The organism is Sphingobium vermicomposti, assembly GCF_011762025.1.
GTDB classification, from domain to species: Bacteria; Pseudomonadota; Alphaproteobacteria; order Sphingomonadales; family Sphingomonadaceae; genus Sphingobium; species Sphingobium vermicomposti.
The window spans coordinates 182009-207780 of the sequence record NZ_JAASQR010000003.1 but is presented as its reverse complement, the minus strand read 5'-3'; the positions used below and the strand labels follow the sequence as shown (position 1 = coordinate 207780).

The 25772-nt window shown below is 63.3% G+C and carries 25 protein-coding genes; 18 read left to right on the top strand and 7 right to left on the bottom strand.

Features of this window, described 5'->3' with window-relative positions:
- Window positions 1-20: 20 nt before the first annotated feature.
- Window positions 21-836, top strand: a complete 816-nt coding sequence (locus FHS54_RS10615) for an HpcH/HpaI aldolase/citrate lyase family protein (protein WP_167303792.1) — start codon at window positions 21-23, stop codon at window positions 834-836.
- 3 nt (window positions 837-839) lie between these two features.
- On the opposite strand, the gene ubiG is transcribed toward FHS54_RS10615, so the two are convergent.
- Together ubiG and FHS54_RS10605 are read right to left on the bottom strand one after the other, a co-directional pair.
- Window positions 840-1577: a bifunctional 2-polyprenyl-6-hydroxyphenol methylase/3-demethylubiquinol 3-O-methyltransferase UbiG gene (gene ubiG, locus FHS54_RS10610; protein ID WP_167303791.1), complete on the bottom strand. Its 738-nt coding sequence runs from the start codon at window positions 1575-1577 to the stop codon at window positions 840-842.
- A 37-nt stretch (window positions 1578-1614) separates the two neighbouring features.
- A complete protein-coding gene (locus tag FHS54_RS10605) occupies window positions 1615-1830 on the bottom strand; it encodes a hypothetical protein (RefSeq protein WP_243855733.1) in 216 nt (71 codons plus the stop codon).
- 163 nt (window positions 1831-1993) lie between these two features.
- On the opposite strand from FHS54_RS10605, the gene FHS54_RS10600 reads away from it, so the two are divergent.
- The 3 genes from FHS54_RS10600 (at window position 1994) to FHS54_RS10590 (ending at window position 5421) form a co-directional block, all read left to right on the top strand.
- Entirely contained in the window at window positions 1994-3259 is a 1266-nt protein-coding gene (locus FHS54_RS10600; RefSeq protein ID WP_167303790.1) for an aspartate kinase, read from the top strand.
- 161 nt (window positions 3260-3420) lie between these two features.
- Complete coding sequence (locus FHS54_RS10595) at window positions 3421-4434, top strand: NAD(P)H-dependent flavin oxidoreductase (RefSeq protein ID WP_167303789.1); 1014 nt, start codon at window positions 3421-3423, stop codon at window positions 4432-4434.
- A gap of 141 nt (window positions 4435-4575) precedes the next feature.
- Window positions 4576-5421 carry a hypothetical protein gene (locus tag FHS54_RS10590; RefSeq protein WP_167303788.1) on the top strand — a complete coding sequence of 282 codons (846 nt, stop codon included), beginning with the start codon at window positions 4576-4578 and terminating at the stop codon, window positions 5419-5421.
- Here FHS54_RS10590 and FHS54_RS10585 read toward each other — a convergent pair.
- Complete coding sequence (locus FHS54_RS10585; RefSeq protein ID WP_243855732.1) at window positions 5418-6089, bottom strand: winged helix-turn-helix transcriptional regulator; 672 nt, start codon at window positions 6087-6089, stop codon at window positions 5418-5420. The genes FHS54_RS10590 and FHS54_RS10585 overlap by 4 nt on opposite strands.
- Before the next feature lie 158 nt (window positions 6090-6247).
- Here FHS54_RS10585 and FHS54_RS10580 point away from each other — a divergent pair, with 158 nt between their 5' ends.
- From FHS54_RS10580 to FHS54_RS10515, 14 genes are all read left to right on the top strand, one after another.
- Window positions 6248-6610, top strand: coding sequence for a DUF1428 domain-containing protein (locus FHS54_RS10580; protein ID WP_167304397.1), 363 nt, complete (start codon window positions 6248-6250; stop codon window positions 6608-6610).
- A gap of 25 nt (window positions 6611-6635) precedes the next feature.
- Window positions 6636-7439, top strand: a complete 804-nt coding sequence (locus FHS54_RS10575; RefSeq protein ID WP_167303787.1) for a VOC family protein — start codon at window positions 6636-6638, stop codon at window positions 7437-7439.
- Window positions 7440-7450: 11 nt separating this feature from the next.
- Window positions 7451-7939 carry a VOC family protein gene (locus FHS54_RS10570; RefSeq protein WP_167304395.1) on the top strand — a complete coding sequence of 163 codons (489 nt, stop codon included), beginning with the start codon at window positions 7451-7453 and terminating at the stop codon, window positions 7937-7939.
- Window positions 7936-8403, top strand: coding sequence for an SRPBCC family protein (locus FHS54_RS10565; protein ID WP_167303786.1), 468 nt, complete (start codon window positions 7936-7938; stop codon window positions 8401-8403). Before FHS54_RS10570 ends, FHS54_RS10565 begins: the two co-directional genes overlap by 4 nt.
- 123 nt (window positions 8404-8526) lie before the next feature.
- On the top strand, window positions 8527-10803 hold the full coding sequence (gene ptsP / locus FHS54_RS10560; RefSeq protein ID WP_167303785.1) for a phosphoenolpyruvate--protein phosphotransferase: 2277 nt from the start codon (window positions 8527-8529) through the stop codon (window positions 10801-10803).
- A 90-nt stretch (window positions 10804-10893) separates the two neighbouring features.
- Complete coding sequence (locus FHS54_RS10555; RefSeq protein WP_167303784.1) at window positions 10894-11835, top strand: helix-turn-helix domain-containing protein; 942 nt, start codon at window positions 10894-10896, stop codon at window positions 11833-11835.
- Window positions 11836-11931: 96 nt separating this feature from the next.
- Window positions 11932-12855, top strand: coding sequence for a tol-pal system YbgF family protein (locus tag FHS54_RS10550; RefSeq protein WP_167303783.1), 924 nt, complete (start codon window positions 11932-11934; stop codon window positions 12853-12855).
- A 6-nt stretch (window positions 12856-12861) separates the two neighbouring features.
- On the top strand, window positions 12862-13818 hold the full coding sequence (gene tilS / locus FHS54_RS10545; RefSeq protein ID WP_167303782.1) for a tRNA lysidine(34) synthetase TilS: 957 nt from the start codon (window positions 12862-12864) through the stop codon (window positions 13816-13818).
- A 129-nt stretch (window positions 13819-13947) separates the two neighbouring features.
- Window positions 13948-14139, top strand: coding sequence for a hypothetical protein (locus FHS54_RS10540; RefSeq protein WP_167303781.1), 192 nt, complete (start codon window positions 13948-13950; stop codon window positions 14137-14139).
- Window positions 14140-14214: 75 nt separating this feature from the next.
- Window positions 14215-16164 carry an ATP-dependent zinc metalloprotease FtsH gene (ftsH, locus tag FHS54_RS10535; RefSeq protein WP_167303780.1) on the top strand — a complete coding sequence of 650 codons (1950 nt, stop codon included), beginning with the start codon at window positions 14215-14217 and terminating at the stop codon, window positions 16162-16164.
- A 257-nt stretch (window positions 16165-16421) separates the two neighbouring features.
- Window positions 16422-17879, top strand: coding sequence for an IMP dehydrogenase (gene guaB / locus FHS54_RS10530; protein ID WP_167303779.1), 1458 nt, complete (start codon window positions 16422-16424; stop codon window positions 17877-17879).
- A gap of 12 nt (window positions 17880-17891) precedes the next feature.
- The gene (locus FHS54_RS10525) at window positions 17892-19067 is read left to right on the top strand and encodes an RsmB/NOP family class I SAM-dependent RNA methyltransferase (protein WP_167303778.1); all 1176 of its coding nucleotides are present in this window, start codon (window positions 17892-17894) and stop codon (window positions 19065-19067) included.
- 77 nt (window positions 19068-19144) lie between these two features.
- Complete coding sequence (locus tag FHS54_RS10520) at window positions 19145-19663, top strand: tetratricopeptide repeat protein (RefSeq protein WP_167303777.1); 519 nt, start codon at window positions 19145-19147, stop codon at window positions 19661-19663.
- A gap of 6 nt (window positions 19664-19669) precedes the next feature.
- Complete coding sequence (locus FHS54_RS10515) at window positions 19670-20131, top strand: GNAT family N-acetyltransferase (protein WP_167303776.1); 462 nt, start codon at window positions 19670-19672, stop codon at window positions 20129-20131.
- A 73-nt stretch (window positions 20132-20204) separates the two neighbouring features.
- On the opposite strand, the gene rsmA is transcribed toward FHS54_RS10515, so the two are convergent.
- The 4 genes from rsmA to FHS54_RS10495 form a co-directional block, all read right to left on the bottom strand.
- Window positions 20205-21047, bottom strand: coding sequence for a 16S rRNA (adenine(1518)-N(6)/adenine(1519)-N(6))-dimethyltransferase RsmA (gene rsmA / locus FHS54_RS10510; protein WP_167303775.1), 843 nt, complete (start codon window positions 21045-21047; stop codon window positions 20205-20207).
- Window positions 21037-22065: a 4-hydroxythreonine-4-phosphate dehydrogenase PdxA gene (gene pdxA, locus FHS54_RS10505; protein ID WP_167304393.1), complete on the bottom strand. Its 1029-nt coding sequence runs from the start codon at window positions 22063-22065 to the stop codon at window positions 21037-21039. The genes rsmA and pdxA overlap by 11 nt, the downstream gene beginning before the upstream one ends.
- Window positions 22043-23428 (bottom strand): peptidylprolyl isomerase, encoded by a 1386-nt coding sequence (locus tag FHS54_RS10500; RefSeq protein ID WP_167303774.1) that lies wholly within the window; start codon window positions 23426-23428, stop codon window positions 22043-22045. Before FHS54_RS10500 ends, pdxA begins: the two co-directional genes overlap by 23 nt.
- A gap of 89 nt (window positions 23429-23517) precedes the next feature.
- Window positions 23518-25752 carry an LPS-assembly protein LptD gene (locus tag FHS54_RS10495; protein ID WP_167303773.1) on the bottom strand — a complete coding sequence of 745 codons (2235 nt, stop codon included), beginning with the start codon at window positions 25750-25752 and terminating at the stop codon, window positions 23518-23520.
- Window positions 25753-25772 lie beyond the last annotated feature (20 nt).

Here is a 25772-nt window from a genome sequence, read left to right as displayed (position 1 = left end):
ACCGCAACAGGAGACTGACCATGCTGCTGCGCCATGCCCGTTCGCTGCTTTATTTGCCCGCGTCGAACCTGCGCGCCATCGCCAAGGCGCGCACCCTGCCGTGCGACATGGTGATGCTGGACCTGGAGGATGCTGTCCCAAAGGATCGCAAGGAAGAAGCGTTGGCCAATGCGATCAAGGCCGTGGACGAAGGATTCGGGCGTTGCCTGTCGGCGATCCGCATCAATGTCGAAGGAACGCCGTGGCACGGCGCCGAAATGGTCGCGATCAAGCGGTCGGGTGCGGATTATGTCGTCCTGCCAAAGGTGGAATGCGTCCGGCAGGTAAGGGATGTGTTCAGCGTCTGCCAGAAGCCCGTCATCGCCATGATCGAAAGCGCGGTCGGGGTGCTGGCCGCGTCCTCCATTGCATCGGCGGAAGGGACGACGGGGATATTCCTGGGCACCAATGACCTGCGGCAGGATTTGGGTATTCCTCCGTCGGCCGGGCGGGAAGGGCTGTCCTTTGCGATGCAGTCGGTGATCCTGAGCGCTCGCGCGCACAAGGTTGCGGTGTTCGACGGCGTGTTCAACCGGCTGGATGATGAAGCCGGGTTCGAGGCAGAATGCGCCGCCGGACATGCGTTGGGCTTTGACGGCAAGACGCTGATCCATCCCAGCCAGGTGCAGGTCGCCAATCAGGTATTTGGTCCAGACCCACAGGCGGTTGCCGACGCGCGCCGGTTGATCGACGCGGCGACCGGCGGGGCGGAACGGTTTGAAGGGCGCATGATCGAATCGATGCACGTTGAAGAAGCGAGGGCGCTGATCGTCCGGGCCGAAGCGGTGGGCGGTTGAAGATCAGACCTGTGGATGCCGGGCGGTCAGCAGATAGTTGATCGCCTTGTTGGGCGACAGGGTGAAGCCATAGCGGGGGTCGAAGGACAGGCCGGTGACGTCGGTGACTTCCAGCCCCGCATCGACCAACAATTTGCTCAGTTCATCTGGTGTCAGGAAGCGCTTCCAGTCGTGCGTCCCCTTGGGAATGCCGCCGATGGATTCGCCCACCGTGATCATGGCCAGGCGGGACAGCGGGGTCCGGTTGGGCGTGGACATGATGAGTAGCCCTTCGCGCGAAAGCCGCTGCGCCAATGCCGCTGCGAATGCGGCTGGGTCCGCCACATGTTCCACCACTTCCATGGATGTGATGAGGTCGAACTCGCCCGCGTCCAGCTGTTCGACCGGGGTCGCTCGGTAATCGATCGCAAGGCCCTGCTTTTCAGCATGATGACGGGCGACGGCGATATTCTCCTCCGCCGCGTCGAGCGCGGTGACGGCGGCCCCCAGCCGGGCGAGCGGTTCGGTCAGCAGGCCTGCGCCGCAGCCAACGTCCAGCGCGCGCTTGCCCAGCAGCGGATGAAAGCCGCTTTCGTCCATATGCCAGTGCCAGCCAATGGCTTGCCGAATGTAGCGGAGCCGCACCGGATTAAGCTTGTGCAGCATTGCGCTGCTGCCGTTGGGGTCCCACCAGTCCGCCGCCATCGCACCGAAATGCGCTGCCTCGCGCGGGTCTATCGTCGCATTAGCCATGTTCGCCATGCGCCTTTGCTACCAATATCCGTAACGCCGCGCCACGTTATTTGCGGGTGTCAGGCCGCAACGGCGGACCTTCGCCGTTCAGCGCCTTGTCCTCGGCATCCATCTGGTGATGCAGTTCCCGCGTGGCGGCTTCGGTGCGGGCTATTTCTTCCGGGCTGTGGTGCCTGCGATTGCTGATGATCACGAAGAGTAGCACTGCGCCGAGCAAGATCGGGCCGCCGATTGTGACGAATGCCCAAAGGATCGCTTCCATCCCATCCTCCATAGCTGATCGGGAAGGAATGTGCGGCAGGCATCGGAGTTCCCCCCAGTCCATAGGGCTTGCTTGCCATATTCGCCTTTACTGCTAATAGGAGCGCCGTTTTGCCCCTTTGGGCGACATATTCTTTACAATCAGCAGGCGGGTTCGACAGGCAATGGCGCGCATCGTGATGAAATTCGGCGGCACCTCCATGGCGGGGATGGAGCGAATTCGCAATGTTGCCGCGCGTGTGAAACATGTCGTGGAGCAGGGCAATGAAGTCGCCGTCGTGGTTTCGGCCATGGCGGGCGATACGGACCGGCTGGTGGGTTTCTGTAAGGAAGCCTCACCGCTGTACGATCCGGCGGAATATGACGTTGTCGTTGCCAGCGGAGAGCAGGTGACGAGCGGCCTGCTGGCCATGACGCTGAAGGCGATGGGCGTGGATGCGCGCAGCTGGCTGGGCTGGCAATTGCCGATCCGCACCAACGAAGCCCATGCCAAGGCGCGCATTGGTGAGATTGACACGACCGACCTGCTGTCGTCGATGCGCGGCGGCACCGTGGCGGTGATCCCCGGTTTTCAGGGCATGATGGAAGATGGGCGCATTTCGACCCTGGGTCGTGGCGGGTCGGACACGTCGGCGGTCGCGGTGGCGGCGGCGCTGAAGGCCGACCGTTGCGACATCTACACCGATGTCGACGGCGTCTACACGACCGATCCCCGCATCGTGGCGCGTGCGCGCAAGCTGGACCTCGTCACCTATGAGGAGATGCTGGAGCTGGCTTCAGTCGGGGCCAAGGTGCTCCAGACCCGATCCGTCGGCCTTGCCATGAAGGAAGGCGTGGTCGTGCAGGTGCTTTCCTCCTTCGATGATCCCACCCAGGAAGACCTCCCCGGCACGCTGATCGTCAGCGAAGAGGAACTGGAAGCCAAGCTCAAGGAAGACAAGATGGAACGTCAGCTCATCACCGGCATCGCCCATGACAAGAATGAGGCGAAGATCACCCTGACCCGCGTGCCGGATCGTCCCGGCGCGGTGGCGCACATCTTCGCGCCGCTGGCCGATGCGGCGATCAACGTCGATATGATCATCCAGAATGTTGGCCGCGACAAGGGTGAGACCGATGTGACCTTCACCGTGCCGGGCGCTGACCTGGCGCGCGCGCTTGACGTGCTGGAAAGCCAGAAAGAGGTCATCGGCTTTAACCGCGTGATCCCCGATACGAAGGTTGCGAAGGTGTCGGTCGTCGGCGTTGGCATGAAGAGCCATGCGGGCGTTGCGTCGACCATGTTCCAGAGCCTGGCCGATCGCGGGATCAATATCCTCGCCATATCGACCAGCGAGATCAAGGTGTCGGTGTTGATCGACGAGGATGAGACAGAGCTGGCGGTGCGCGTGTTGCACACGGCCTATGGGCTGGACGCGCCGGTCGCTTGACAAAAACAATCCCCCTCCCGCAAGCGGGAGGGGTTAGGGGAGGGGGCGAGCGTTAGCGAGCCTCTGCCCTACACGGATAGTTTGGAACGGGCGCTGGCGCGCCTGCCCACCCCAACCCCTCCCGCCTGCGGGAGGGGCTATTTGATTCGATGGATGGACTGATGACCAACGCCAAACTCACTTCCCTGATGGCTCGCGGCACCGAATTTCTGGGGTGCGATGTCGCCATCATGTGCGGGGCGATGAGCTGGGTGTCGGAACGCAATCTGGTCGCGGCCATATCCAACGCTGGCGGGTTCGGGGTGATCGCCTGCGGTGCGATGACGCCGGAACTGCTGGACAAGGAAATCCTGGGCACCAAGGCGCTGACGAACAAGCCCTTTGGCGTCAACCTGATCACCATGCACCCGCAGCTGTTCGACCTGATCGAGGTGTGCGCCCGCCATGAAGTCGGCCATGTCGTGCTGGCCGGTGGCCTGCCGCCCAAGGGCAGCATCGATGCGATCAAGGCGATGGGCGCGAAGCTGATCTGCTTTGCCCCGGCGCTGAGCCTGGCGAAGAAGCTGACGCGGTCGGGTGTGGATGCGCTGGTGATCGAGGGCATGGAAGCGGGCGGCCATATCGGCCCGGTATCCACCAGCGTGCTGGCGCAGGAAATCCTGCCGGAAATGGCGGCGCAGCTTCCGGTCTTCGTCGCGGGTGGCATTGGCCGTGGCGAATTGATCGCGGGCTATCTGGAAATGGGCGCGGCTGGCGTGCAGCTGGGCACGCGCTTTGCCTGCGCGGCTGAAAGCATCGCGCATCCCAATTTCAAGAAATCCTTCTTCCGCGCTTCCGCCCGTGATGCGATCTCCAGCGTCCAGATTGACCCGCGCCTGCCGGTCATCCCGGTTCGGGCGCTCAAGAATGAAGGGACCGAAGCCTTCACCGCCAAGCAGCGCGAAGTTGCAAACCTGCTGGACAGCGGTGTTGTCGACATGGGCGAAGCGCAGTTGCAGATCGAACATTATTGGGCGGGTGCGCTGCGCCGTGCGGTGATCGACGGCGATGTCGAAGGCGGATCACTGATGGCGGGCCAGTCGGTCGGCATGGTGACGAAGGAAGAGCCTGTCGCTGACATTATCGCGCAGCTGATGGCCGAAGCCGTGGTTGCGTTGGAACGTCGTAGCGCCTGAGGCTGGATCGTCCCCTGAATCGGACGAGCCGAATCCATTTGCGGATGAACCGAACCGGACGATCATCGCCAGGAACGCCCGGCTTTGCCATGAGTTTTCCGCGAGTGAAGATCTTTTGTGCTTTAGCTTTAGGGGAATAGGGTGCCGCTGCGTACTGTTTCATGTCGCGTCTGGACAATATCCTCCATCGCTGCACTGGCGCTGGTCGCCGGATGCTCGACGCCCCGAGCGCCCACTCCGCCACCGCCGGTCGTGCCGACGATCAAGCCGATGCCGCCAATGGGTGCGGTGGAAGAAATGAGCATCCCCGATGTCGATGACGGGGGCAAATATCTGACGCCCAATCGCGGCGTCACCGCCAACACCGCTTTGTGGCATGTGCGCATGGCGCTGAACGTCGCCGCCCTGTCCTGTCGTGGCGGCAATGAACCGGCGAAGACGCAATATAACCGGATGCTGCATGTCCATAAGGACGCGCTGCGTGAAGCCAATGCCGCGGTCGACCGCAACTATACGGCGGCCTATGGGCGCGGCGGGCTTCAGTCCCGCGAGTTGCTGAATACCGTCGTCTATAATTTCTTCTCACTGCCGCCGGTTCAGCCGACCTTTTGCAAGGCCGCGATCGAGGTCGGGGCCAAGGTGCTTGCGACGCCGTCGGGCCAGCTGCTGGCCTATGCCCCCGAAGCGCTGACTGCGCTTGAGCAACCGTTTCAGGAATTTTACGAGGCTTATGCCGATTATCTGCGGCGGCTGGCTGAATGGCAGTCCCGTTTTGGTGGCACCGTGAGCGTGGTCGTATCGCCGACGCCGCTGCCGCCACCACCCCTGCCGCCCAAGGAAATCAGCGCCGGGTTCGTTCCGCCCGCAAATGCGCCTGCGCTGCCCCAATTGCGTGAGGAAAGCGGCCAGGCGCTCCTGCCCGGCGCGACGTCGGCTCCGCGCGTGAACGTGCCGACTTTCCCGATCACGCCTTCGGCACCCCGCTAGGGAACGGGAGTACAGGTCGCCGGAGCCTTTGCGGGCAGGGGGAACATGCGAACGAAGCGTTCCGCCAGCGCGCGGTCGCCGACGATCTGAAGCGCGCCCGCCACATCATCAAAAGCTGCGCCACCATAGGCGACCGCCACAAGCGCATTCGGGTCGCCGCTGATCAGCACGTCCGCGCCATCCGCCGGCGCGCGATCCACAGTGAAGTCGCCATCCCGCAGAATGGCGCGAAATTCCTCTTCACCGAAGCGTAGACCTATTGTGGCGTTGAGGTCGCCGATGCGGCTGCGGTCGATCATCGTGCGCATGGACAATATCACCGACACGTTGCTCATCGGCTGGCCTGCCTGCATCGTGGGGGATCGGCACGCCCAGCGCCCCAGAACCTGAAACAGGATTTCCGACTCGCGGCCCCATTCGGTCAGCTCATAAATCTGGCTGGCGGCGGGCGGCGGCAAGCGGCGGCGGATGAGAACGCTGGCCGCTTCCAGCTGTTCCAGCCTTTGCGTCAGCACATTGGCGCTGATTCCGGGCAGGCTGGCGCGCAGATCGGTGAAGCGCTTTGGTCCCAGCATCAATTCCCGCATGATCGGCATCGCCCAACGGTCGCCGATAAGATCCAGCGCATGAGCGGTCGCGCAACCATCGAGATAAGCCCGCTTCTTCAATTTCGCGTCCTTAGTTATCTTTTATAACTTATAGGTTGCATAAGATAATTTATGAGTTCAAAAAGTGCAAGTCATGAGTCGGTCTGCGAGGCAGACCCTGGCGGCCCATCGGCTGAAGATGACGGCTTTGAATCGCCCTTGAAAAGAGGAGAGACATGATGAGCTATATAGACGGTTTCGTGGTGCCCGTGCCCAAGGGGAAGAGGCAGGAGTATAAGGAAATGGCCGCTTTAGCCGCCCCGGTCTTTCTGGAGCATGGCGCGCTGCGCATGGTCGAATGTTGGGCCGATGACGTTCCGCGTGGGAAGGTCAACGATTTCCACACCGCTGTCATCGCGGAGGGTGACGAGGAAGTCGTCTTTTCCTGGATCGAATGGCCCGACAAGGCGACCCGCGACGCGGGGCAGGAAAAGGTGATGAACGATCCCCGCATGCAGCATCAGGATGGGGTGGAAATACCCTTTTCAGGCGCGCGGATGATCTATGGCGGCTTTGTAGCGGTACTCGACGAAAAGGCCTGACATTCTTTTCAGAGGAGGCGGAACGATGACCGATCTCACGGGTAAATTCTTCTGGTATGAGCTGATGACCAGCGATCCAGAGGCGGCGATCGCCTTTTATGGCGATGTGGTGGGCTGGACGGCGCAGTCTTTCGGAGGCGAGCGGACGGACGATCCCTATCATGTCGTGTCCGGCAGCGCGGGGCCGATGGGGGGCATCATGCGCATTCCCGCCGAGGCGAAGGATTGCGGCATGTCCCCCTGGTGGGGTGGCTATGTCGGTTCGGCCGATGTCGACGCCGACGCGCAGCGGCTGGCCGACGCGGGGGCCAGCGTGAAACGGTCGCCGGACGATATTCCCGGCGTCGGTCGCTTTGCAGTGATGAGCGATCCGGGTGGGGCGGTATTCATGCTGCTAAAAGGGTCCAGCCCTGATGGAATGGACGCCGCGCCCCCGATGGCGAACGGTCATGTGGGCTGGCATGAATTGTATAGCGGCGATTTCGATGCCGACCTTGGCTTTTACACGTCGCAGTTCGGATGGGGCAAGGGCGAGGCCATGGATATGGGGCCGATGGGCAGCTACCAGCTATTTTCCATGTCCGGCGGGACCGAATTCAACGAGATGGCCGGTGGAGTGATGCCGCAGCCCGAGCAAATGCCCGTGCCGCAATGGCTGTTCTACTTTGTCGTGCCCGACATTGATGCGGGCGTGGAAAAGGTGAAGGCTGGCGGCGGCACGGTGTTGAATGGCCCGGCGGAGGTGCCGGGCGGGGCCTGGATCATTCAGGGCCTCGACCCGCAGGGCGCGATGTTCGCTCTGGTCGGCATGCGCTCAGCCGCAGCATAAGGAGAGGAATGATGTCGAAGATTTCACCTTGCCTGTGGTTCAACGGGCAGGCCGAGGAAGCTGCGCGCTTCTATGTCTCAATTTTTGGCGGGTCGGTGGATTCCGTCAGCCGCTATCCCGAAAACTCCCCGGTTCCTTCGCCCTTCAAGGGTGGAGATGTGTTGCTGGTTGAATTCACTCTGTTCGGCCAAAGCTATCAGGGGCTGAACGGCGGGCCTGAATTCGGCTTTACCGAGGCGGTATCGCTGTCCGTGTCCTGTAAGGATCAGGCGGAGCTGGACCGCTATTATGACGCGCTGACGGCGGATGGCGGATCGCCGGGGCCATGCGGTTGGCTGAAGGACAAATATGGCCTGTCGTGGCAGATCGTGCCCGAAGAGGTGATGGAGATGCACCGGAAGGGCGGCCCCGGCATCCAGCCGATGATGGCGGTGATGATGACGATGCAGAAGCTGGACCTCGCCCGGATGAAGGCGGCCTATGAAGGAGAAGCAGCATGAGCGGCGCATCATTTGAACTGTCGGTGACCTGCCACATCGCCGCCCCCCGCGAAATCGTGTGGAAGGTGTGGACCGACCTGAAAGACCAATGGTTTTGTCCGAAGCCGTGGCGAGCCGAGGTGGTCGAGGAAGATCTGCGCCCCGGCGGTCGCAGCGCGGTGCGCATGTTTGGCCCGGACGGTGAAGATGCCGGGCCGATGGAGGGTGTTTTTCTGGAGGTGGTGCCGGGCGAGCGGGTCGTTTCGACAGATGCCTATGCTTCCGGCTGGATACCGCAGGAACCGTTCCTGACCTCCATCTGGAGCTTTGCCGATGAAGGGGAAGGGACACGCTTTACCGCGACGGCGCGTCATTGGAGTGAGGATGCACTCAAGCGGCATGAGGATATGGGTTTCCATCCCGGCTGGGACCAGATGGCGCAGCAGTTCAAAGATCTGTGCGAAACGTCCGCCGCGACGGCATGAGCGAGGCGGCGGCGTGGCGCGGACGGAGGGGAAAGGGCGGTTTTTCGCAATTTCTGCCTTTTGCGCCGTATCGGCCCCGACTTCCTCTTGGAAAGCAGGCGTCCGATCTGATAGCGCTGGATCATGTCAAGCACGCCCGCCGCCGCCGCTCGCCAGATCCTCAACCACCTGCAGGAGGTCATGGCCGCGCGCAACAGCGCCCAGGCCAAGCTGAACAAGGTGGTGGACATCATCGGCAAGGCGCTTTCGAGCGAAGTCTGCTCCATCTATCTGGTGCGCGAGGGGCTGCTGGAACTGTTCGCCACGCGCGGCCTGAATCAGGATGCGGTCCACGTCACGCGCATGGCAATGGGCGAGGGGCTGGTCGGCCTGATCGCCACCAATGTCGAAACGCTGAACCTGGACGAAGCGGCTTCGCATCCCGACTATAGCTATCGCCCGGAAACGGGTGAGGAACTGTTCCACAGTTTCGCGGGCGTCCCCATCGTGCGGCGTGAACGGGCAATCGGCGTGCTGTGCGTCCAGCATGTCGAACCGCGCCGTTATGACGAGGTAGAGATTGAAGCGCTTCAGACCGTGGCGATGGTGCTGTCCGAACTGATCGCCAATGCCGAACTGGCGGATGATGGCCCGGCGGATGCGCGGGTGCAGGATACCGGCACCATCATGCTGCAGGGCTTGCAACTGGTCATGGGGATGGCGCGCGGCCACGCCGTGTTCCACCAGCCGCGCGTCCACATCGAACATACGGTCGCGGAGGATACCGAAGCCGAGCGCCAGCGGGTTATTTCCGCCTTTACCAAGATGCGCGAACAGATTGACCGGATGACGGGAACGGCCGAATTCGGCACGGAGGGCGAGCATCAGGAGGTGCTCGAAACCTACAAGATGTTTGCCTATGACGAAGGCTGGGCACGGCGCATCAATGAAGCCATCGACAGCGGCCTGACTGCCGAGGCCGCGATCGAACGGGTGCAGCAACGCACCCGGATGCGCATGCGGCAGATCGACGACCCGCTGCTGAGCGACCGGATGCATGATCTGGAGGATCTGGCGAACCGGCTGTTGCGGATCGTGTCGGGACAGCTGGGCACGGCGGCGCAGATGGGCCTGCGGCAGGATGCGATCCTGATCGCGCGCAACCTGGGCCCGGCGGAACTGCTGGAATATGACCGGCGGCGACTGAAGGGCGTGATCCTGGAGGAAGGGTCGCTGACCGCCCATGTCACCATCGTTGCGCGCGCCATGGGCGTGCCGGTGCTGGGGCGCGTCCGCGAAATCCGGCACAAGGTGAATGAAGGCGACCTGATCCTGATGGATGTCGTGTCGAACAGCCTGCTGATCCGACCGACGCCCGACATGGACGAGGCGTTCGAAAACAGGCTGCACGTCACGCAGAAGCGCCGCGCGGAATTTGCCGCCATGCGCGACCTGCCATCTGTGACCACGGACGGGCAGCGCATCGAATTGATGGTCAATGCCGGGCTGCGCGAAGATGCGCAGGCGCTGGACGTAGTCGGTGCCGACGGCATCGGCCTGTTCCGCACGGAGTTCCAGTTTCTGGTGTCCGCCACCTTGCCGCAGCGGGAAAAGCAGCAGCGGCTGTACAAGGATGTGCTGGACGCGGCGGGGGATCGCCCGGTCATATTTCGCACGGTCGACATCGGCGGCGACAAGGCGCTGCCCTATATGACGCGCGACGGGGACGAGGAGCTGGAGGATAATCCGGCGATGGGCTGGCGCGCGTTGCGGCTGGCGCTGGACCGCGATGGCCTGATGAAAGCGCAGGCGCGGGCGTTGCTGGAAGCGTCGGCGGGCAAGGTGCTGAACATCATGTTCCCGATGGTTTCGGAACCGTGGGAATATGAGCAGGCGCGCGCTCTGGTCGAACATCAGCGCGAATGGCTGTTGTCCCAACGCAAGAAGCTGCCGACGGCGGTACGTTATGGCGCGATGCTGGAAGTGCCCGCTTTGGCGGAGGTGCTGGACATTCTGCTGCCCAAGCTGGATTTCCTGTCGATCGGCACCAACGACCTGACCCAGTTCCTGTTTGCCGCCGACCGCGCCCATCCCAAGCTGGCCGAGCGCTATGATTGGCTGAGCGTGGCGATACTGCGATTCCTGGACCGGGTGGTGCGGACGTGCGAAGCCTATGAATGCCCTGTCGGCGTGTGCGGCGAAATGGGCGGGCGCACATTGGAGGCCATGGCGCTGATTGGCCTTGGCGTGCGGCGGCTGTCGATCACTCCGGCCTCGGTCGGGCCGGTGAAGGCGATGATCCGCGGCGTCGATGCGTCCGAATTGCGGGCGTTGATGCGGTCCTTGCTGGACAATGGAGCCGTCGATTTCCGCGCTCGGCTGACGGCCTGGGCAACGGAACGCGAAATCGAATTGAATTGAACCGATTAGCCGGGACGGGGGCCGCAGCACGGCGTTGACAATCCCTGTCCCTGAATGAGACAAGACCGCCTTCAAAGGTCGCGGAGCAGCATGGCAGAACAACCGGAAATGGAAACCGCTCCAGAAGGAACGGAATCACAGTCGATCAGTCCCGGCACGAAGCTGCGCGCCGCGCGCGAAGCGCAGGGCCTGTCGGTGCAGGACGTGGCGACACGGACCCGTATCGCGCAGCGCCAGCTGGAAGCGATCGAGCGTGACGATTATTCCGCCTTGCCCGGCATACCCTATGCCGTGGGCTTCGCGCGTGCCTATGCTCGGGCCGTGGGCCTGGACGAAGTTGCCATCGCCGCCCAGGTCCGCGACGCCGTCAATAATTCCGAACTGGGCGCCAGCCGATATGAAACGTTCGAGCCAGCCGATCCGGCGCGCGTGCCTTCGCGCGTGTTGGCCTGGACCGCAGCCGTGATCGTCATCCTTCTGGTCGCGGGTTTCGCCATCTGGCGCACCCAGCTGCTGACGCCCCCGACCGAGCAGGAAATCGCTGCGCATGAAGCGGTTCCTGCCGCTGTCCCGACACCTGCCGTCAGTGCACGGCCCGCTGCTCCCGCGGTTCAGGCGGTCGTATTCACTGCCAATGACGATGTTTGGTTGCGCATCTATGATGAAGCGGGCGAGCGGTTGAAGGACGGGCTTATGAAGAAGGGTGAAAGTTTCACCCTGCCCGCCACCGCCCGCAACCCGATGATCTTGACGGGCCGCCCGCAGGCGTTGAGCGTGACGGTCGGCGGCAAACCCGTCGCGCCGCTGGGTTCGCCGGATCGGACTATTTCCGACGTGCCTGTTTCCGCTGAAGCGTTGCTCGCGCGAGCAGCGCCGGCCGCTGCAGGGGCGCAGGCTCCGGCGGCGTCATCTGCGCCGGCTGCTGCCAGACGGCCACCTGCGCCTGCGCCTGCGCCATTGGCACCAACTGCGCCGACTGGTGCGGCCACGGCACCAGCCCCTGCACCTGCGGCGGCACCTCCGCTGGAATGATGCGCCGGGTCGCAGGAGCCTAATCGTCCACACGAGGCGCTTTACGGCGGCGAATATCGCCTTATGGTTAAGGCGGAGACATAGTCGGGGATCATCATGCGTCACGCCTTCATTGCGACAACCGCCCTTCTGATGGGAGGGCCGGCTCTGGTCGCGCTCGCGCCGTCGGCTGCTGCCCAGAGGGTGGCAATCGACGTCCGGGTCGATCGTCTGGAAAAAGAGATGAAGGCGGTGCAGCGCAAGGTGTTCCCCGCGGGCACCCCGCTGGAGGCAGAGATTACCCGTCCGGCGACGCCCGTTATTTCGCCCGGTTCGCCATCGTCATCGCCCATCACGGACCTGACGGCGCGCGTGTCGGCGCTGGAATCGCAGCTCGCATCGATGACGGGGCAGGTCGAGGAAAACAGCTTCAAGCTGCGGCAGCTGGAAGAGGCGTTCAACAAGTTCAAGGCCGAAGCGCAGAGCCGGGCCGATGCCGCCGCGCCTCCGTCGGTCAAGCCCACGGTCCCGCCGATCGGAGCGACGGCCGGAACGGCGGCGACATCGCCCGCGCCGAAGCCTGGCGCCAATGGCGGTGCCAGCGAGGCGCGTAAGCTGGCGGTCGCGGCGATCGAGCGGCCATCGACGGGGGACGCCGCCGACGACGCCTATACTTATGGTTTCCGGCTGTGGGACGCCAAATTCTATCCCGAAGCGCAGGCGCAATTGAAGGCAACGGTCGAAAAATACGGGTCGTCTTCGGTCGCGAGCCGTGCGTCCAATCTGTTGGGCCGCGCCTATCTGGATGATGCGAAGCCGGCATTGGCGTCGGTCGCCTTCTACGAAAATTATCAGAAGCGCCCCCGTGGCGATCGCGCGCCCGACAGCTTGGCCTGGTTGGGCGAGGCACTGATGCAACTCAAAAAGCCTGCCGACGCCTGCAAGGTCTATGGCGAACTCGACCAGGTTTATGGCGCAAATCTGTCGGCGAGCCTGCGCGGCATGATGGATAAGGGGCGCGCCAAGGCCAAGTGCAGCTAAGGCCGGATGGCCGGGTCCGAACCGGAGCAGCCTGACCTGGACGCGCTGCTGGTGAGGCGGGTTCGGGACCTCGCCGGGCCGGGGGGCCATTGGCGCTTTGGCATCGCGGTGTCGGGCGGTCCAGATAGCATGGCGCTGCTGGACCTGACGGCCCGTCTGTTCCCCGGAAGGGTAGAGGCTGCGACCGTGGATCATGGCCTGCGGGATGCGTCGGCGGCGGAGGCGTCGATGGTCGCCGCCTGGTGCGACGACCATGGCGTGCCGCATGTCATTCTGCATCCCGGGCAACCGGTCGCTGGCAACGTGCAGCATTGGGCCAGGCAGCAACGCTATGCCCTGCTGGACGCGTGGCGGACGGATCGTAAGCTGGATTGGATCTTCACCGCGCATCATGCGGACGATCAGCTGGAAACGATGTTGATGCGGCTCAATCGCGGGGCCGGGGTCGGCGGTCTTGCGGGAGTGAGGGCCCGGCAGGGGCAGGTTTTGCGACCACTGCTGGGCGCGCGCCGGTCTCAATTGCTCGCGCATGTGCAGCGGCGCGGCGTTCCTTTTGTCAATGATCCGTCGAACAGCGACCTTCGGTTCGACCGGGCGGCGATTCGCCAGCATCTGCATGATATCGGCTGGCTGGACCCCATTGCGGCGACACGCAGTGCCGGGGCGCTGGCGGAAGCAGTCGATGCGTTGGACTGGATGGTGGGGGATCTGGCGGCGCGATATCTGCGGCGGCAGGGGGAGGCATGGGTGCTGGAGCGCACTGACTTTCCGCGCGAAATTCTGCGGCGTCTGTTGATGCAGATGATCGCTGGCGTCGCGCCCGGCGCGTCCGAACCGAGGGGCGATGCGATCGACCGCGCCATCGTTGCTGCCACGGAAGGGCGACAGGTCAGTGTTGGCCCGGTGTTGCTTAAAGGCGGCGTCCAATGGACGGCTTGGATCGCTCCGCCGCGACGCGGATAAGGTCGTTTCGGAAAGGTTCCACCACCTGTCGCATCCCGGAAACGGCCTGTCGAAATGTTGCAGTGCGATGCGCTTTCCTTAATAGCCTGAATGCTTAACAGGGCAGCCCTTCAGCTTGGAAAGTGAGTCATGTTCGAATTTGCGGCGCTGACCTACGGCGTGCTCGCCAGCATCATCCTTTCGGCAGCGCAACGTAACCGGAAAATGGCTCGGCCGCATCCGCCGCTGCTGCTTTATACGGGTTATCTGCTCTGCGGCGTTTCGGGCGGCGTGGCCGTGATCCTGGCTTATATCGCCCTTTCTCAATTTGCTGGCGGTTGATCGCACTTCATCGGCCTTCGCCAGCTTGCGATTTCGCCGGAGCACCCTATCTTGCCGGGTGAAAGAGAGTGTTGAATGAACGACGAGAAGGACCCCCAGGGTAACCCCTGGATCAAGAGCGCGATGATCTGGGCGGGCGTGATTATCGCCCTGCTGCTTTTCGTATCCATGTTCGACAGCCGGACCGCCACGCAGGCGGGCACCGGCATCGCCTATTCCGAGTTCCGTTCCAAGGTGCAGGAAGGGCAGGTGAAGGACGTCGCCATTGCCCCGAACAAGATCACCGGGACACTGAGCAGCGGACAGCGGTTCAACACCGTGCCAGTCAACGATCCGGGCCTGACCGGCCTGCTGGACGATTATAACGTCAAATATTCCGGGCAGACGGAAGAGCAGCCTAGCTTCTGGCAGATCATGCTCTACCAGTCGCTGCCATTCCTGCTGATCCTGGGCATAGCCTTCTTTGTCCTGCGCCAGATGCAAAAGGGCGGGGGCGCGGGCGGCGCGATGGGCTTTGGCAAGTCCAAGGCCAAGCTGCTCACCGAAAAGCACGGGAAGGTGACCTTTGACGATGTCGCCGGCATCGATGAAGCGCGCGAGGAATTGCAGGAAATCGTCGAATTCCTGAAGGACCCGACCAAGTTCGCGCGGCTGGGTGGCAAGATTCCCAAGGGCGCGTTGCTGGTCGGTTCGCCCGGCACCGGCAAGACGCTGCTGGCCCGCGCGATCGCGGGTGAGGCAGGCGTGCCCTTCTTCACTATTTCCGGTTCGGACTTCGTCGAAATGTTCGTCGGCGTCGGCGCGAGCCGCGTGCGCGACATGTTCGAACAGGCCAAGAAGAATGCGCCCTGCATTGTCTTTATCGACGAAATTGACGCGGTCGGCCGTCATCGTGGCGCGGGCCTGGGCAACGGTAATGATGAGCGCGAACAGACGCTGAACCAGTTGCTGGTCGAGATGGACGGCTTTGAGGCGAATGAGGGCATCATCATCGTCGCGGCGACCAACCGTCCCGACGTGCTGGACCCCGCGCTGCTGCGTCCGGGTCGTTTCGACCGTCAGGTCGTGGTGCCGCGCCCGGACATTGAGGGCCGTGAAAAGATCCTGGCCGTGCACATGAAGAAGGTGCCGCTGGCACCCGACGTCAATCCGCGCACCATCGCGCGCGGGACGCCCGGCTTTTCCGGTGCGGACCTGGCGAACCTGGTCAATGAGGCGGCTTTGATGGCGGCTCGCCGGGGCAAGCGTCTGGTCGCCATGGACGAGTTTGAAGCGGCCAAGGACAAGGTCATGATGGGCAGCGAGCGCCGATCGATGGTCATGACCGACGATGAAAAGAAGATGACCGCTTATCATGAGGCAGGTCATGCCATCGTCGCGGTCCACGAACCGGCGTCCGACCCGATCCACAAGGCCACGATCATCCCGCGCGGTCGCGCGCTGGGCATGGTGATGCGCCTGCCGGAACGGGACAGCTACAGCTATCACCGCGACAAGATGCATGCGAATCTGGCCGTGGCCATGGGTGGGCGCGTGGCGGAAGAGATTATCTTCGGCCATAGCAAGGTGTCGTCGGGCGCTTCGGGCGACATTCAATATGCGACGAAACTTGCCCGTGACATGGTCACGCAGTGGGGCATGTCGGACAAGCTTGGCCCGCTGCAATATGAAGAGCAGCAGGGCGAAACGTTCCTGGGATATTCGCAAAGCCAGCGCACGCACATGTCGGACGAGACGGCCAAGGCGATCGATCATGAAATCCGCATGATTGTCGAGGGCGGCTATGACCGCGCCAAGGAGGTGCTGACCGGGCATGAGGATCAGCTCCATCTGCTCGCCAATGCGCTGCTCGAATATGAGACGCTGAGCGGCGAGGAGATCAAGACGCTGCTCGACAAGGGTGAGATTACCCGCGACGATGGAACGACGATCAAGCCGTCCACCGTGCCGTCGGCGGGGTCTTCCATCCCCAAGACGCGTAAGCGCAAGGGGCCGTTTGGGGAACCTTCGCCTGCCGGAGCATGATGCCAAGGCACAGGGTTAAAGAGGGCGCGGTCGATGATCGCGCCCTTTTTCCTGGCCTGGGACGCGGGAGAAGGCGGGTCTCGGCTCAAGGACGGGAAGACGAAAAGGGAGGCATCGGCCACCCGTTTCCACCCCTGCAACAAAAAGCGCCGTAAGGTCTGGCTGTTTTGAGGGTTAATGGTTACATGGGCCGCCACAAATCCCCGGCGATCATGCTAAGCCCATTGGCAGATCGCACAGCAGAAAGTGGCTTTCACATGGATATCCGCCTAGGCCTCACCTTTGACGACGTGCTGTTGCAGCCCGGCGAATCCGATGTGTTGCCAAGCCAGGCGGACACCAGCACATTCGTGACGAAGACGATCAAGCTTAACATCCCGATCCTGTCGTCCGCCATGGATACGGTGACGGAAGCGGACATGGCGATCGTCATGGCGCAGTTGGGCGGCATCGGCGTTCTGCACCGCAACCTGTCGGTCGAAGAACAGGCTGCGGCCGTCCGCGCGGTCAAGCGGTTCGAAAGCGGCATGGTCGTCAATCCCATCACCATCACGCCGCGCGCCACACTGGCCGACGCGCAGATGCTGATGGAGCGTCACAGGTTCAGCGGCATTCCCGTAGTCGAAGATTCGGGCAAGCTGGTCGGCATCCTGACCCACCGCGACGTGCGCTTTGCGGAAAATCCGGGGCAGCCCGTCAGCGAACTGATGACCAAGGACAATCTGGCTACCGTTAAGGTGGGCGTGGGGCAGGATGAGGCGATGCGCCTGTTGCACCAGCGCCGGATCGAAAAGCTGTTGGTGGTCGACGATGATTATCATTGCGTCGGCCTGATCACGGTCAAGGACATTGAAAAGGCGGTTACCTATCCCAAGGCGACCAAGGATGGTTCGGGCCGCCTGCGCGTGGCGGCGGCGACCACGGTCGGCGACAAGGGGCTGGAGCGCAGCGCGGCGTTGATCGACGCCGAATGCGACCTGATCGTCATCGACACGGCGCATGGGCATAGCAAGCAGGTTTCCGCCGCCGTCGAAGCGGTAAAGCGCCTGTCCAGCCATGTGCAGGTCGTCGCAGGCAATGTCGCGACCGCCGAAGCCACCAAGGCGCTGATCGATGCGGGCGCGGACTGCGTGAAGGTCGGCATCGGTCCCGGCTCCATCTGCACGACCCGCGTCGTCGCGGGTGTCGGCGTGCCGCAGCTGACCGCCGTCATGGATTCGGCCAATGAAGCCGCCAAGCAGGGCATTCCCGTCATCGCCGATGGTGGCCTGCGCACATCAGGCGACCTTGCCAAGGCGCTGGCAGCTGGCGCTGGCTGCGTCATGGTGGGATCGCTGCTGGCGGGCACGGCGGAGGCTCCGGGTGAGACGTTCCTGTATCAGGGGCGTGCTTATAAGAGCTATCGCGGCATGGGCAGCGTCGGCGCGATGGCGCGCGGCTCTGCTGATCGCTATTTCCAGGCCGACATCAAGGATCAGATGAAGCTGGTCCCCGAAGGCATTGAAGGCCAGGTGCCGTTCAAGGGGCCGGCCAAGGACGTCATCCACCAACTGGTCGGCGGCGTGAAGGCGGCGATGGGCTATACCGGCAGCCGCACGATCAAGGATCTGAAGGAACGCGCGCGTTTCGTCCAGATCACCAATGCCGGGTTGTCCGAAAGCCATGTCCACGACGTCACCATCACGCGCGAAGCACCCAATTATCCCACGCGCTGAGGGTCGGCGGGCGTGACGCCTTCCGCGCGGGTGCAGGCCGCGATTGAGCTGCTGGACGCCATCATCGCGTCGGCACGGGACGGCGGCCCGGCGGCGGACACGCTGATCGCGCGCTATTTCAAGGACCGGCGCTATGCCGGATCGCGTGACCGGCGAGCGGTGCGCGACCATGTCTATGACGCTGTCCGCCGGGCGGGCGAGTACCCTTCCACGGGCCGGGCGGCGATGGTCGGGCTGGCGCGCGAGCGGCCTGAGATCGCGGCGCTGTTTGATGATTCTGCCCATGGTCCGGCACCGATTGAGCCGGGCGAAGAGGGGGCCATCGCGGGCGATGTGCCTGATTGGCTGAAGCCGTTGCTGGCCGCGCCGGTCGAGCAGAATGCCCTGCTGGGGCGCGCGCCGGTCGACCTTCGCGTGAACCGATTGAAGGCGGTGATGGGCGACGTTGCGCCGCTTTATCCTGACGCCGTGCCGATCCAGGGATTGGCGGATGCGCTGCGATTGCCCGAAGGGTGGCCTGTCGAACAGAGTGAGCCCTGGAAACAGGGGCTGGTCGAGGTGCAGGATGCGGGCAGCCAGATGATTTCCGCCGCGTGCCAGGCGCAACCCGGCATGACGGTGGTCGATATGTGCGCGGGCGCGGGCGGCAAGACGCTGGCGCTGGCCAGTGCGATGGCGGGCAAGGGCACGCTGATCGCGGCTGACACTATCCGGTCGCGCCTCGCCCGGCTGGACCCGCGCGCTGTCCGTGCCGGGGCCACCTTCATCGAAACCTTACTGCTGGATCAGGTCCATGAAAGCAGGGCGTTGGAAGCGCTGAATGGCCGGGCCGATGTCGTGCTGGTGGATGCGCCCTGTTCGGGCACCGGCACATGGCGACGCAATCCCGAAGCGCGCTGGCGGCTGACTCCGGCCCGGCTTGACCGGCTGGTGCAGGAACAGGCGCGCATCCTGGACTTTTCGGCACCTCTGGTCGCTTCTGGCGGTGTGCTCGTTTATGCCACATGTGCGTTGACGGATAGGGAAGGGCGGGACCAGGCGCGCGCGTTTCTGGAACGGCATGCGGGGTGGGTGGCCGATTCGATCCCTTGTCCGATGGGGCGGCCCCATGGCGACGGCCTGTTGCTGACGCCGGGCCATGATGCGACGGACGGTTTCTATTTCGCCCGGCTTCGGCGGATGGCCTGAAAGAGACGATGGACAAGCCCCGGCAAAATGACGACACTCGGGCGGAATCAACGCCTGAAACATGGCTGGAGTTGTGCATGCGTTTTACCCCTGCCTCGATCGCCCTTGCCGTCCTGTTGACCACCGTGTCCAGCGTTGGCCTGTCCCAGCGGCCTGATGCGCAGATATCCCCCCTGTCGGTCGAATGGGCGCATAAGGGGATCGTCGCGAGCAAGGCTGGCAATTATCAGGCGGCGACCGATGCGCTGGAAACTGCGCTGGCGGTCGATCCGCGCAACCGCAACGCTTATGTCGAATTGGCCCAGGTGGCGCGGGCGCAGGGTTTGCAGGGCAAGGCCATCCGCCTCTATCGCGAAGCCCTGCTGCTGGACCCCACGGATGTTGGCGCGCTGGTCGGGCAAGGGGAAGCCATGGTCGAAAAGGGCGCAATCGCCAAGGCCAGGGAAAATCTGGCCCAGGCGAAGAATGTCTGCAAGGCTGATTGTGCCGCCGTCGGAAAGCTCGCCGCAGCAATCGACAAAGGCCCGCCCGCGACCGTGTTGAGCGCCAAGGAAGGCGTTACAGTGCCGAAGGTGGCGGAGACGGAGACGCCTTGACGGTTAATGTTTGATGTTCAGGAAGATGACCTAAGCGGCGACCAATCTCGTGCGCTGCTCGCCCTTCACCTCGCCGACATGCATGCCAGTTCGCCGAAGGGGAGCGTGTTTGCCCTCGACATTTCCGGCTTACAGGTTCCTGAAGTCACGGTCTGGACGGCATGGCGCGATGGGCGCGTCGCTGCCATTGGTGCCATGAAGATGTTGGAAGATGGTTTGGCTGAGGTCAAATCGATGCGAACGCATCCGCATTTCCTGCGGATGGGAGCGGGCGCGGCCATCCTTGAGACCATCATTTCCGCAGCGATTGCGCGGGATGTCCGTCGGTTGAGCCTTGAAACCGGAAGTGGTCCTGCATTTGAACCGGCGCTCGCTCTCTATCGGCGGCGAGGATTTGAAAATGGATCGGCGTTCGGGGGATATGGCCAGAGCGGCTTTAACCAGTTTCTGCATCTGGATCTGCCGTAAACGGTTCCATCTCCCTCCCCATGCGGGGCATGAGGAGGATGAGGACGGCTATTCATCGCTTCGTCTTAGCCGCTCAGCTGCGATCCATCAGGCGCGCGACTTCTACAAATTCATCGACGCTGACCGTTTCGGCGCGGCGTTGCGGGTCTATTTCAGCCATTTCCAGCGCGGCCAAGGCGCCGGGTAGGCCCTTCAGGCTTTGGCGCAGCATCTTGCGCCGTTGGCCAAAGGCGGCGGCGGTGAGGCGTTCGAGTGTTTCGAGTTGGACATCGGCGGGCGCGGGCTTGGGCGTGATGTGCACCACCGCCGACATGACTTTGGGCGGAGGGGTGAAGGCGCTGCGATGCACCTTCATGGCGATGCGGGCATCGCCGCGCCACTGCGCCAGCACGGCGAGCCTGCCATAATGGTCGCCGCCAGCCTTGGCGACGATCCGTTCCGCCACTTCCATCTGGAACATGAGCGTGAGCGACGACCACCAGGGGAGCGGGTTCCACTGCGTCGAGAGCCAGCCTATCAGCAGGGCTGTCCCGACATTATAGGGAAGGTTGGCGATGATATGCGCGCCTTCGCCTGCTTCGGCGCGGGCATCGACCTGCATCGCGTCGCCGGAAATGACGCGCAACTGTCCGGGGAAAGCGTCTGAAAGCTGGGCGAGGGCAGGCAGGCATCGGTGGTCGCGCTCTACGGCCACCAGGCGCGCGCCTGCCCGCAGGATCGCGCGGGTGAGGCCGCCGGGGCCGGGACCGACTTCGAACGCCGGAGCATCTGCAAGAGGGCCTGGAATGGCGGCGATCCGGTCGAGCAATTGTTCATCGAGCAGGAAATTCTGGCCCAGTGCCTTGCTCGCCTGAAGCCCGTGCGTGGCGATCACCTCTCGCAGTGGCGGCAATGTGGGCCGCATGTCAGTTGCCATGGGTCAGGCGCGCGCGGGCGGCTTCGGCGGCCATTTTGAGCGCCGCCATCATCGCGCCGGGATTGGCGCGGTCGGTTCCGGCGATGCCGAATGCGGTGCCGTGGTCGGGCGAGGTGCGCACGATCGGCAGGCCCAGGGTGATGTTGACGCCTTCATCGAAATGCAGCGTCTTGAGCGGGATCAACGCCTGGTCGTGATACATGCATAATACTGCATCGTAGGTTTCGCGGGCGCGGCTGTGAAACAGGCCATCCGCCGCCAGGGGGCCGCGAATGTCCATGCCTTCATCCCGTAGCGATTCGATCGCGGGGGCGATGATGTCGATTTCCTCACGCCCCAGCGCGCCGCCTTCACCCGCATGTGGATTAAGCCCGGCAACGACGATCCGCGGACGAGCAACGCCGAAATTGCGTTGCAGCCCCTTGACGGTCGTGATCGCACGGGCGCGGATAAGGTCGACGGTCAGCACCGAGGACACGTCGCCCAGGGGGATGTGGATGGTGACCGGCACGACCTTGAGCGAAGGCCCGGCCAGCATCATCACGGCGTTGTGAGGCGCGACGCCGCAACGTTCCGCCACGAATTCGGTCTGGCCAGGATGGGTGAAGCCCACGCCGTAAAGCTGTTCCTTGCCAACAGGCGCGGTCACGATGCCCGCCGCCGATCCGCTCCTTGCCAGGCCCACGGCAACTTCCAGCGCCTGAAAAGCCGTGCGCGCGCCATCGATGCTGGGCGTTCCCGGCACGACCGGCCCGGCGTCAGCGACCTGCAGGCACGGCAGCGCCCGGTCGAACACGACCGCCGCTTCTTCGGGCGTCGCGATCGGTTCGACGGGACCGAGCCATACGGCGCGCAGCGAAGCGATATCGCCCACTGCGAAGAAAGGCGGCAGGCCACGCGCTTCGCGCATGACCCAGCTCTTTGCGACGATTTCCGGCCCTATGCCTGCCGGATCGCCCAAAGACACGGCGAAGGGCGGCAGCGGCGTGCCGGGATCAGTTATAGTCGATAACGGCATCGCGGCGAAGGTCTCGCAGGTAGATGCGCGCACGCTTGTTGACCCGCTCTTCCTCCAGTTGCGCCATGATCTGGGCGGCGTCGGGCGCTGCCGCCGTGGCAGCGTCGTCACGACCGCAGACCACCAGAACGCGCACGCCTTCCTTGATCGAACCGAAGGGCGGCGTTGCCTGTCCGACCTGCAGATCGAGCAGGATGTCCTGCAACTGCGGCGGCAGGTCGCGAACTTTCACATTGTCATTGTCGACAACATCGGCACCAATTTTCGCACCCAGTTCATTGGCTTGGCCGCAGCCCTTTATCTCTTTCACCTGCGAGGCAAAGCTGGCGGCCCTGGCACCGGCCTGTTCCTTCGTCGTGCCAGCGGGAAAGCTGACCGACAATTGCTTGAGGCTGAGCAGCGCGTCACGCGGATCGGCGGTCAGCACTTTGCGCTTGTCCATGACATAGATGACGGAGACGCCACCCGGAACGCCGATGGGGCCTGCAATCTGGCCGACCTGCATTTCATTGGCGGCCTGCGCCAGTTCGTCAGGCAGCTGGGCGGGTCTCACCCAGCCCAGATCGCCACCCACGGCAGCGGTCGAGGCTTCCGAAAACTGTCGGGCATAGGCCGCGAAGCTGCCGCCCTGCTTGATCTGTTCGATGATGTTGCGCGCGTTGGCGACGATCTGCTGCTGATTTTCCGGCGTGGCCGACAGATAGATTTCGCCAATCCGATATTCATCGCTGCCCTTGGCCGCGTTCATGCGGTCGATGACGGATTTTACTTCATCTTCCGACACGTTGACGAAGGGCTGGATGTTCCGGCGCAGCAGGCGGCTCCAGGCGAGTTCGCCCTCAATCTGACGCCTGATGCTGGCGGGCGCGCTGCCCTGCTGGCGCAGATATTGATCGAACTGGCTGGGAGACTGACGGAAATTCGCCGCCACCCGCTCAAAGCTCTGGTCGATTTCCGCTTTGTCGATGCGGATATCGTTGGCGGCGGCTTCCTGAATCTGGAGCGTTTCATCAATCAGGTTGCGAAGTACCTGAACGCGCAGCCGCTCTTTTTCCTCAGGCGCCACCTTGCCACCATTGGCGGTGATGATCAGGGCCAGCCGCTGGTCCACGTCCGTCCCAGTGATGATGCTGCCGTTGACGATCGCGGTCGCCTTTCGGACATTGGGATCGCTCTTGCCAAAGACGGTAACGTCCTTGGGCAGGTTCAACTGCTGCGACGCCACGCTGTCTTCGTCATTCACGGTCTGGGCGGCGGCGGTCGAGATGCCCCCCGTGGCCAGCATGGACGACAGAAGAAGGGTGTATGCGCCGGTTCGCAGGGAATGGCGAAGGCGAGCAGGCGGGGAAACGACTGGGTGCATCGTCGGCAAATCTCTCCAATACGGTCCGGCGCGTGATGCGCCGGTCCGCCTTAACCGGTCCTGAGCAGGAAGGGCGGGAACGGTGATCCTTATATACCGATATTCCGAAAAGCCAGCCGTAGTTGGAAACTGTTGCCCTTTCGCGCGTCACCAGCCGCCAGATAGTCGCGCCGCCAGGTCAGGCCCAGCGTCAGGCAGTCATCTTCATAGGTGATGCCCAGGCGATGGCGGACCGGTTCATAGCCGTCGGCGACGCTCAGAGGATCTTCGCTGGCATCGGTCAGATCGATGACGGTCGATCCATAGAGCGACCAGAAACGCGCCACCTGAACCCGACCGCCCAGGCGCAATTCCTCACGGTCCTGCAAATCTTCCAGCCCCGCAGCGGCGTTGCGGTTGAGCCGAAGATAACCGACCATCGCATAGGTCCTGCGGCTGCCGACGGTGGCGTTGACTTCATTGCGGCGCACCGCAAGACCGTCCTTATCCAGGCGGAAACGGTGGATGAGGCTGACGAAATCCTTGTAGCGGACGGTCGTGCGGCCAACGACGTCGGACACGCGATCGGAAAGGCCGGTGCCGTCGGGCAGGATGCTTTCGCGATTGTTCAGCCGATAGCTTTGACCCACGATGCTTTCGAGCGAGAAGTCCGGCAACGACAGGCTATATTCCAGGCCATAGGTGATCCGGGTCGAATCTTCGAACCGGTCGTAACCGGAGAAGCGATTGAGCGCGAAGAGGTTGCTGTCCTCCAGATCGATGGCGCGCGCGTCCTCATTGGGGACCGACAGGTTGGCGAGCCGGGGAGCAGCGACGATCTGCACGCGTGGCGCGATGCGCTGCACTCCGCCAAAGGCTTCGCCCATGAACGGCCAGCGCACGTCGATCGCGGCCGCCGCAATGCCGCGCGCCTGCCAGCCCGGATCGCCTGCATAGCCTGCAACGTCGTTCAGCAGGGTGTCGCTGCTGTGGTAGACATCGCCGCGTAGATAGGTGGTGAAGGTGACTTCCTGACCCATGCCGGTCAGCTGGCGCAGATTCCATTGGAACGCGCCGAACGCGCGTTGCGTGTCCTGCCCATGAGTGCGCGTGATGGCGAGGCTGTTCGCCTGCAACTGGATGCGACCGCCCAACAGAGGGTCGTTCATGCGCAAGCGGTAATCGATGACGGGCAGGGCAATCGGTGTCTGCCCCTGGGAATCGCCCAGGCGCAGCGTCTGGACAGCCCATCCCGCGATCGAGAAATAGCTGTTTTCGCCGATCCGCTGCGCGCCCAGCGTGGAACGCAGCCGATCGTCGCGGTTGATGTCGTAGCGGCGCAGGAAAGTGCGGTCGCTGACGGCCCGAATCGACCCGTTGACGCTCCATTCGGGGGTCAGCTGCATGCCGCCGCTGGCGTCGAGATAGCCGCGAAAGTCCTTTTGCGATGCGTCCGATACCGTGGCGTTGGGCAGTGAACTGCTTGCGTCCTGGCGGCTGCCATGCGTGGCGTAGCCGGTGATCTGATAGGCACCCCGGTCCCAGCGGTGGCGGAAATTCGCCTCCAGCATGGGGAGCGTTTCGGAATAGACATGCGGGGTGATCGTCAGGTCGCGATTGGGGGCGAGCTTCAGATAATAGGGAAGGGCGACTTCCACGCCATTGGTGCGATCATAACGAATGTTGGGCACCAGCAGGCCGTTGCCACCCGCGCCGCCGACCGGATGTGAAAAGCCCGGCAGCGGGATCAGCGGCAGGCCGAATATCTCTACGCTGGCACTGGAATATCTGACCCGTGCCTCAACGGGGTCATAGACGACTGTCACCGCCTTGATCTGCCAGGTCGGTTCTTTGGGACACCCTTCTGCATCCTCAACCGCGCAGCCAGTATAGGCGGCCTTGTGCAGCGTATAGACGCCGTTCACCCTCTTGCCTGACGCCGCAGCCAGCCGCCCGCCGGATTCCAGCACCAGCAGCATGTTGTCGACCACCCCGTCCTTCAGAGTGTCCGTCACCTCAAAACGGTCGCCATAGGCGATGTTGCCTTCCGGGTCGGTGACCGAAACATTGCCCTTTGCCTCGACCGCGCCGGTGGTGCGGTTCCAGACCACGCTGTCGGCGCGCAGCCGGTTGCCGTCCCGAAGCAACTGCACATTGCCGCTGGCGGTCACGACCTCGCTATTGCTGTCATAATCCAGGCGGTCGGCGGCGAAGCCGATCTCGTCATCGCCCTGGGGGACGGGCGCGTCGGGAGCGCTGACCGGCTTTGAGGGCGTGTTCAATTCCTGGGCAGAGCCGTGTTGCGGCAAAGCGAGGCACGCCAAAGCCGCGCCTGCGGTCAGCATATGCCGGGAACGTCGGATAA

Bases quoted from the DNA above. Each gene is read 5' to 3' on its own strand.
- FHS54_RS10575 (WP_167303787.1), top strand. From the start codon at position 6,636: ATGACCGATCTCACGGGTAAATTCTTCTGGTATGAGCTGATGACCAGC.
- rsmA (WP_167303775.1), bottom strand. From the start codon at position 21,047: ATGGCAACTGACATGCGGCCCACATTGCCGCCACTGCGAGAGGTGATC.
- FHS54_RS10555 (WP_167303784.1), top strand. From the start codon at position 10,894: ATGGCAGAACAACCGGAAATGGAAACCGCTCCAGAAGGAACGGAATCA.
- FHS54_RS10565 (WP_167303786.1), top strand. From the start codon at position 7,936: ATGAGCGGCGCATCATTTGAACTGTCGGTGACCTGCCACATCGCCGCC.
- FHS54_RS10495 (WP_167303773.1), bottom strand. From the start codon at position 25,752: ATGCTGACCGCAGGCGCGGCTTTGGCGTGCCTCGCTTTGCCGCAACAC.
- ptsP (WP_167303785.1), top strand. From the start codon at position 8,527: ATGTCAAGCACGCCCGCCGCCGCCGCTCGCCAGATCCTCAACCACCTG.
- FHS54_RS10595 (WP_167303789.1), top strand. From the start codon at position 3,421: ATGACCAACGCCAAACTCACTTCCCTGATGGCTCGCGGCACCGAATTT.
- ftsH (WP_167303780.1), top strand. From the start codon at position 14,215: ATGAACGACGAGAAGGACCCCCAGGGTAACCCCTGGATCAAGAGCGCG.
- pdxA (WP_167304393.1), bottom strand. From the start codon at position 22,065: ATGCCGTTATCGACTATAACTGATCCCGGCACGCCGCTGCCGCCCTTC.
- FHS54_RS10580 (WP_167304397.1), top strand. From the start codon at position 6,248: ATGAGCTATATAGACGGTTTCGTGGTGCCCGTGCCCAAGGGGAAGAGG.
- guaB (WP_167303779.1), top strand. From the start codon at position 16,422: ATGGATATCCGCCTAGGCCTCACCTTTGACGACGTGCTGTTGCAGCCC.
- tilS (WP_167303782.1), top strand. From the start codon at position 12,862: ATGGCCGGGTCCGAACCGGAGCAGCCTGACCTGGACGCGCTGCTGGTG.
- FHS54_RS10540 (WP_167303781.1), top strand. From the start codon at position 13,948: ATGTTCGAATTTGCGGCGCTGACCTACGGCGTGCTCGCCAGCATCATC.
- FHS54_RS10600 (WP_167303790.1), top strand. From the start codon at position 1,994: ATGGCGCGCATCGTGATGAAATTCGGCGGCACCTCCATGGCGGGGATG.
- ubiG (WP_167303791.1), bottom strand. From the start codon at position 1,577: ATGGCGAACATGGCTAATGCGACGATAGACCCGCGCGAGGCAGCGCAT.
- FHS54_RS10570 (WP_167304395.1), top strand. From the start codon at position 7,451: ATGTCGAAGATTTCACCTTGCCTGTGGTTCAACGGGCAGGCCGAGGAA.
- FHS54_RS10520 (WP_167303777.1), top strand. From the start codon at position 19,145: ATGCGTTTTACCCCTGCCTCGATCGCCCTTGCCGTCCTGTTGACCACC.
- FHS54_RS10515 (WP_167303776.1), top strand. From the start codon at position 19,670: ATGTTTGATGTTCAGGAAGATGACCTAAGCGGCGACCAATCTCGTGCG.
- FHS54_RS10550 (WP_167303783.1), top strand. From the start codon at position 11,932: ATGCGTCACGCCTTCATTGCGACAACCGCCCTTCTGATGGGAGGGCCG.
- FHS54_RS10615 (WP_167303792.1), top strand. From the start codon at position 21: ATGCTGCTGCGCCATGCCCGTTCGCTGCTTTATTTGCCCGCGTCGAAC.
- FHS54_RS10605 (WP_243855733.1), bottom strand. From the start codon at position 1,830: ATGGAAGCGATCCTTTGGGCATTCGTCACAATCGGCGGCCCGATCTTG.
- FHS54_RS10500 (WP_167303774.1), bottom strand. From the start codon at position 23,428: ATGCACCCAGTCGTTTCCCCGCCTGCTCGCCTTCGCCATTCCCTGCGA.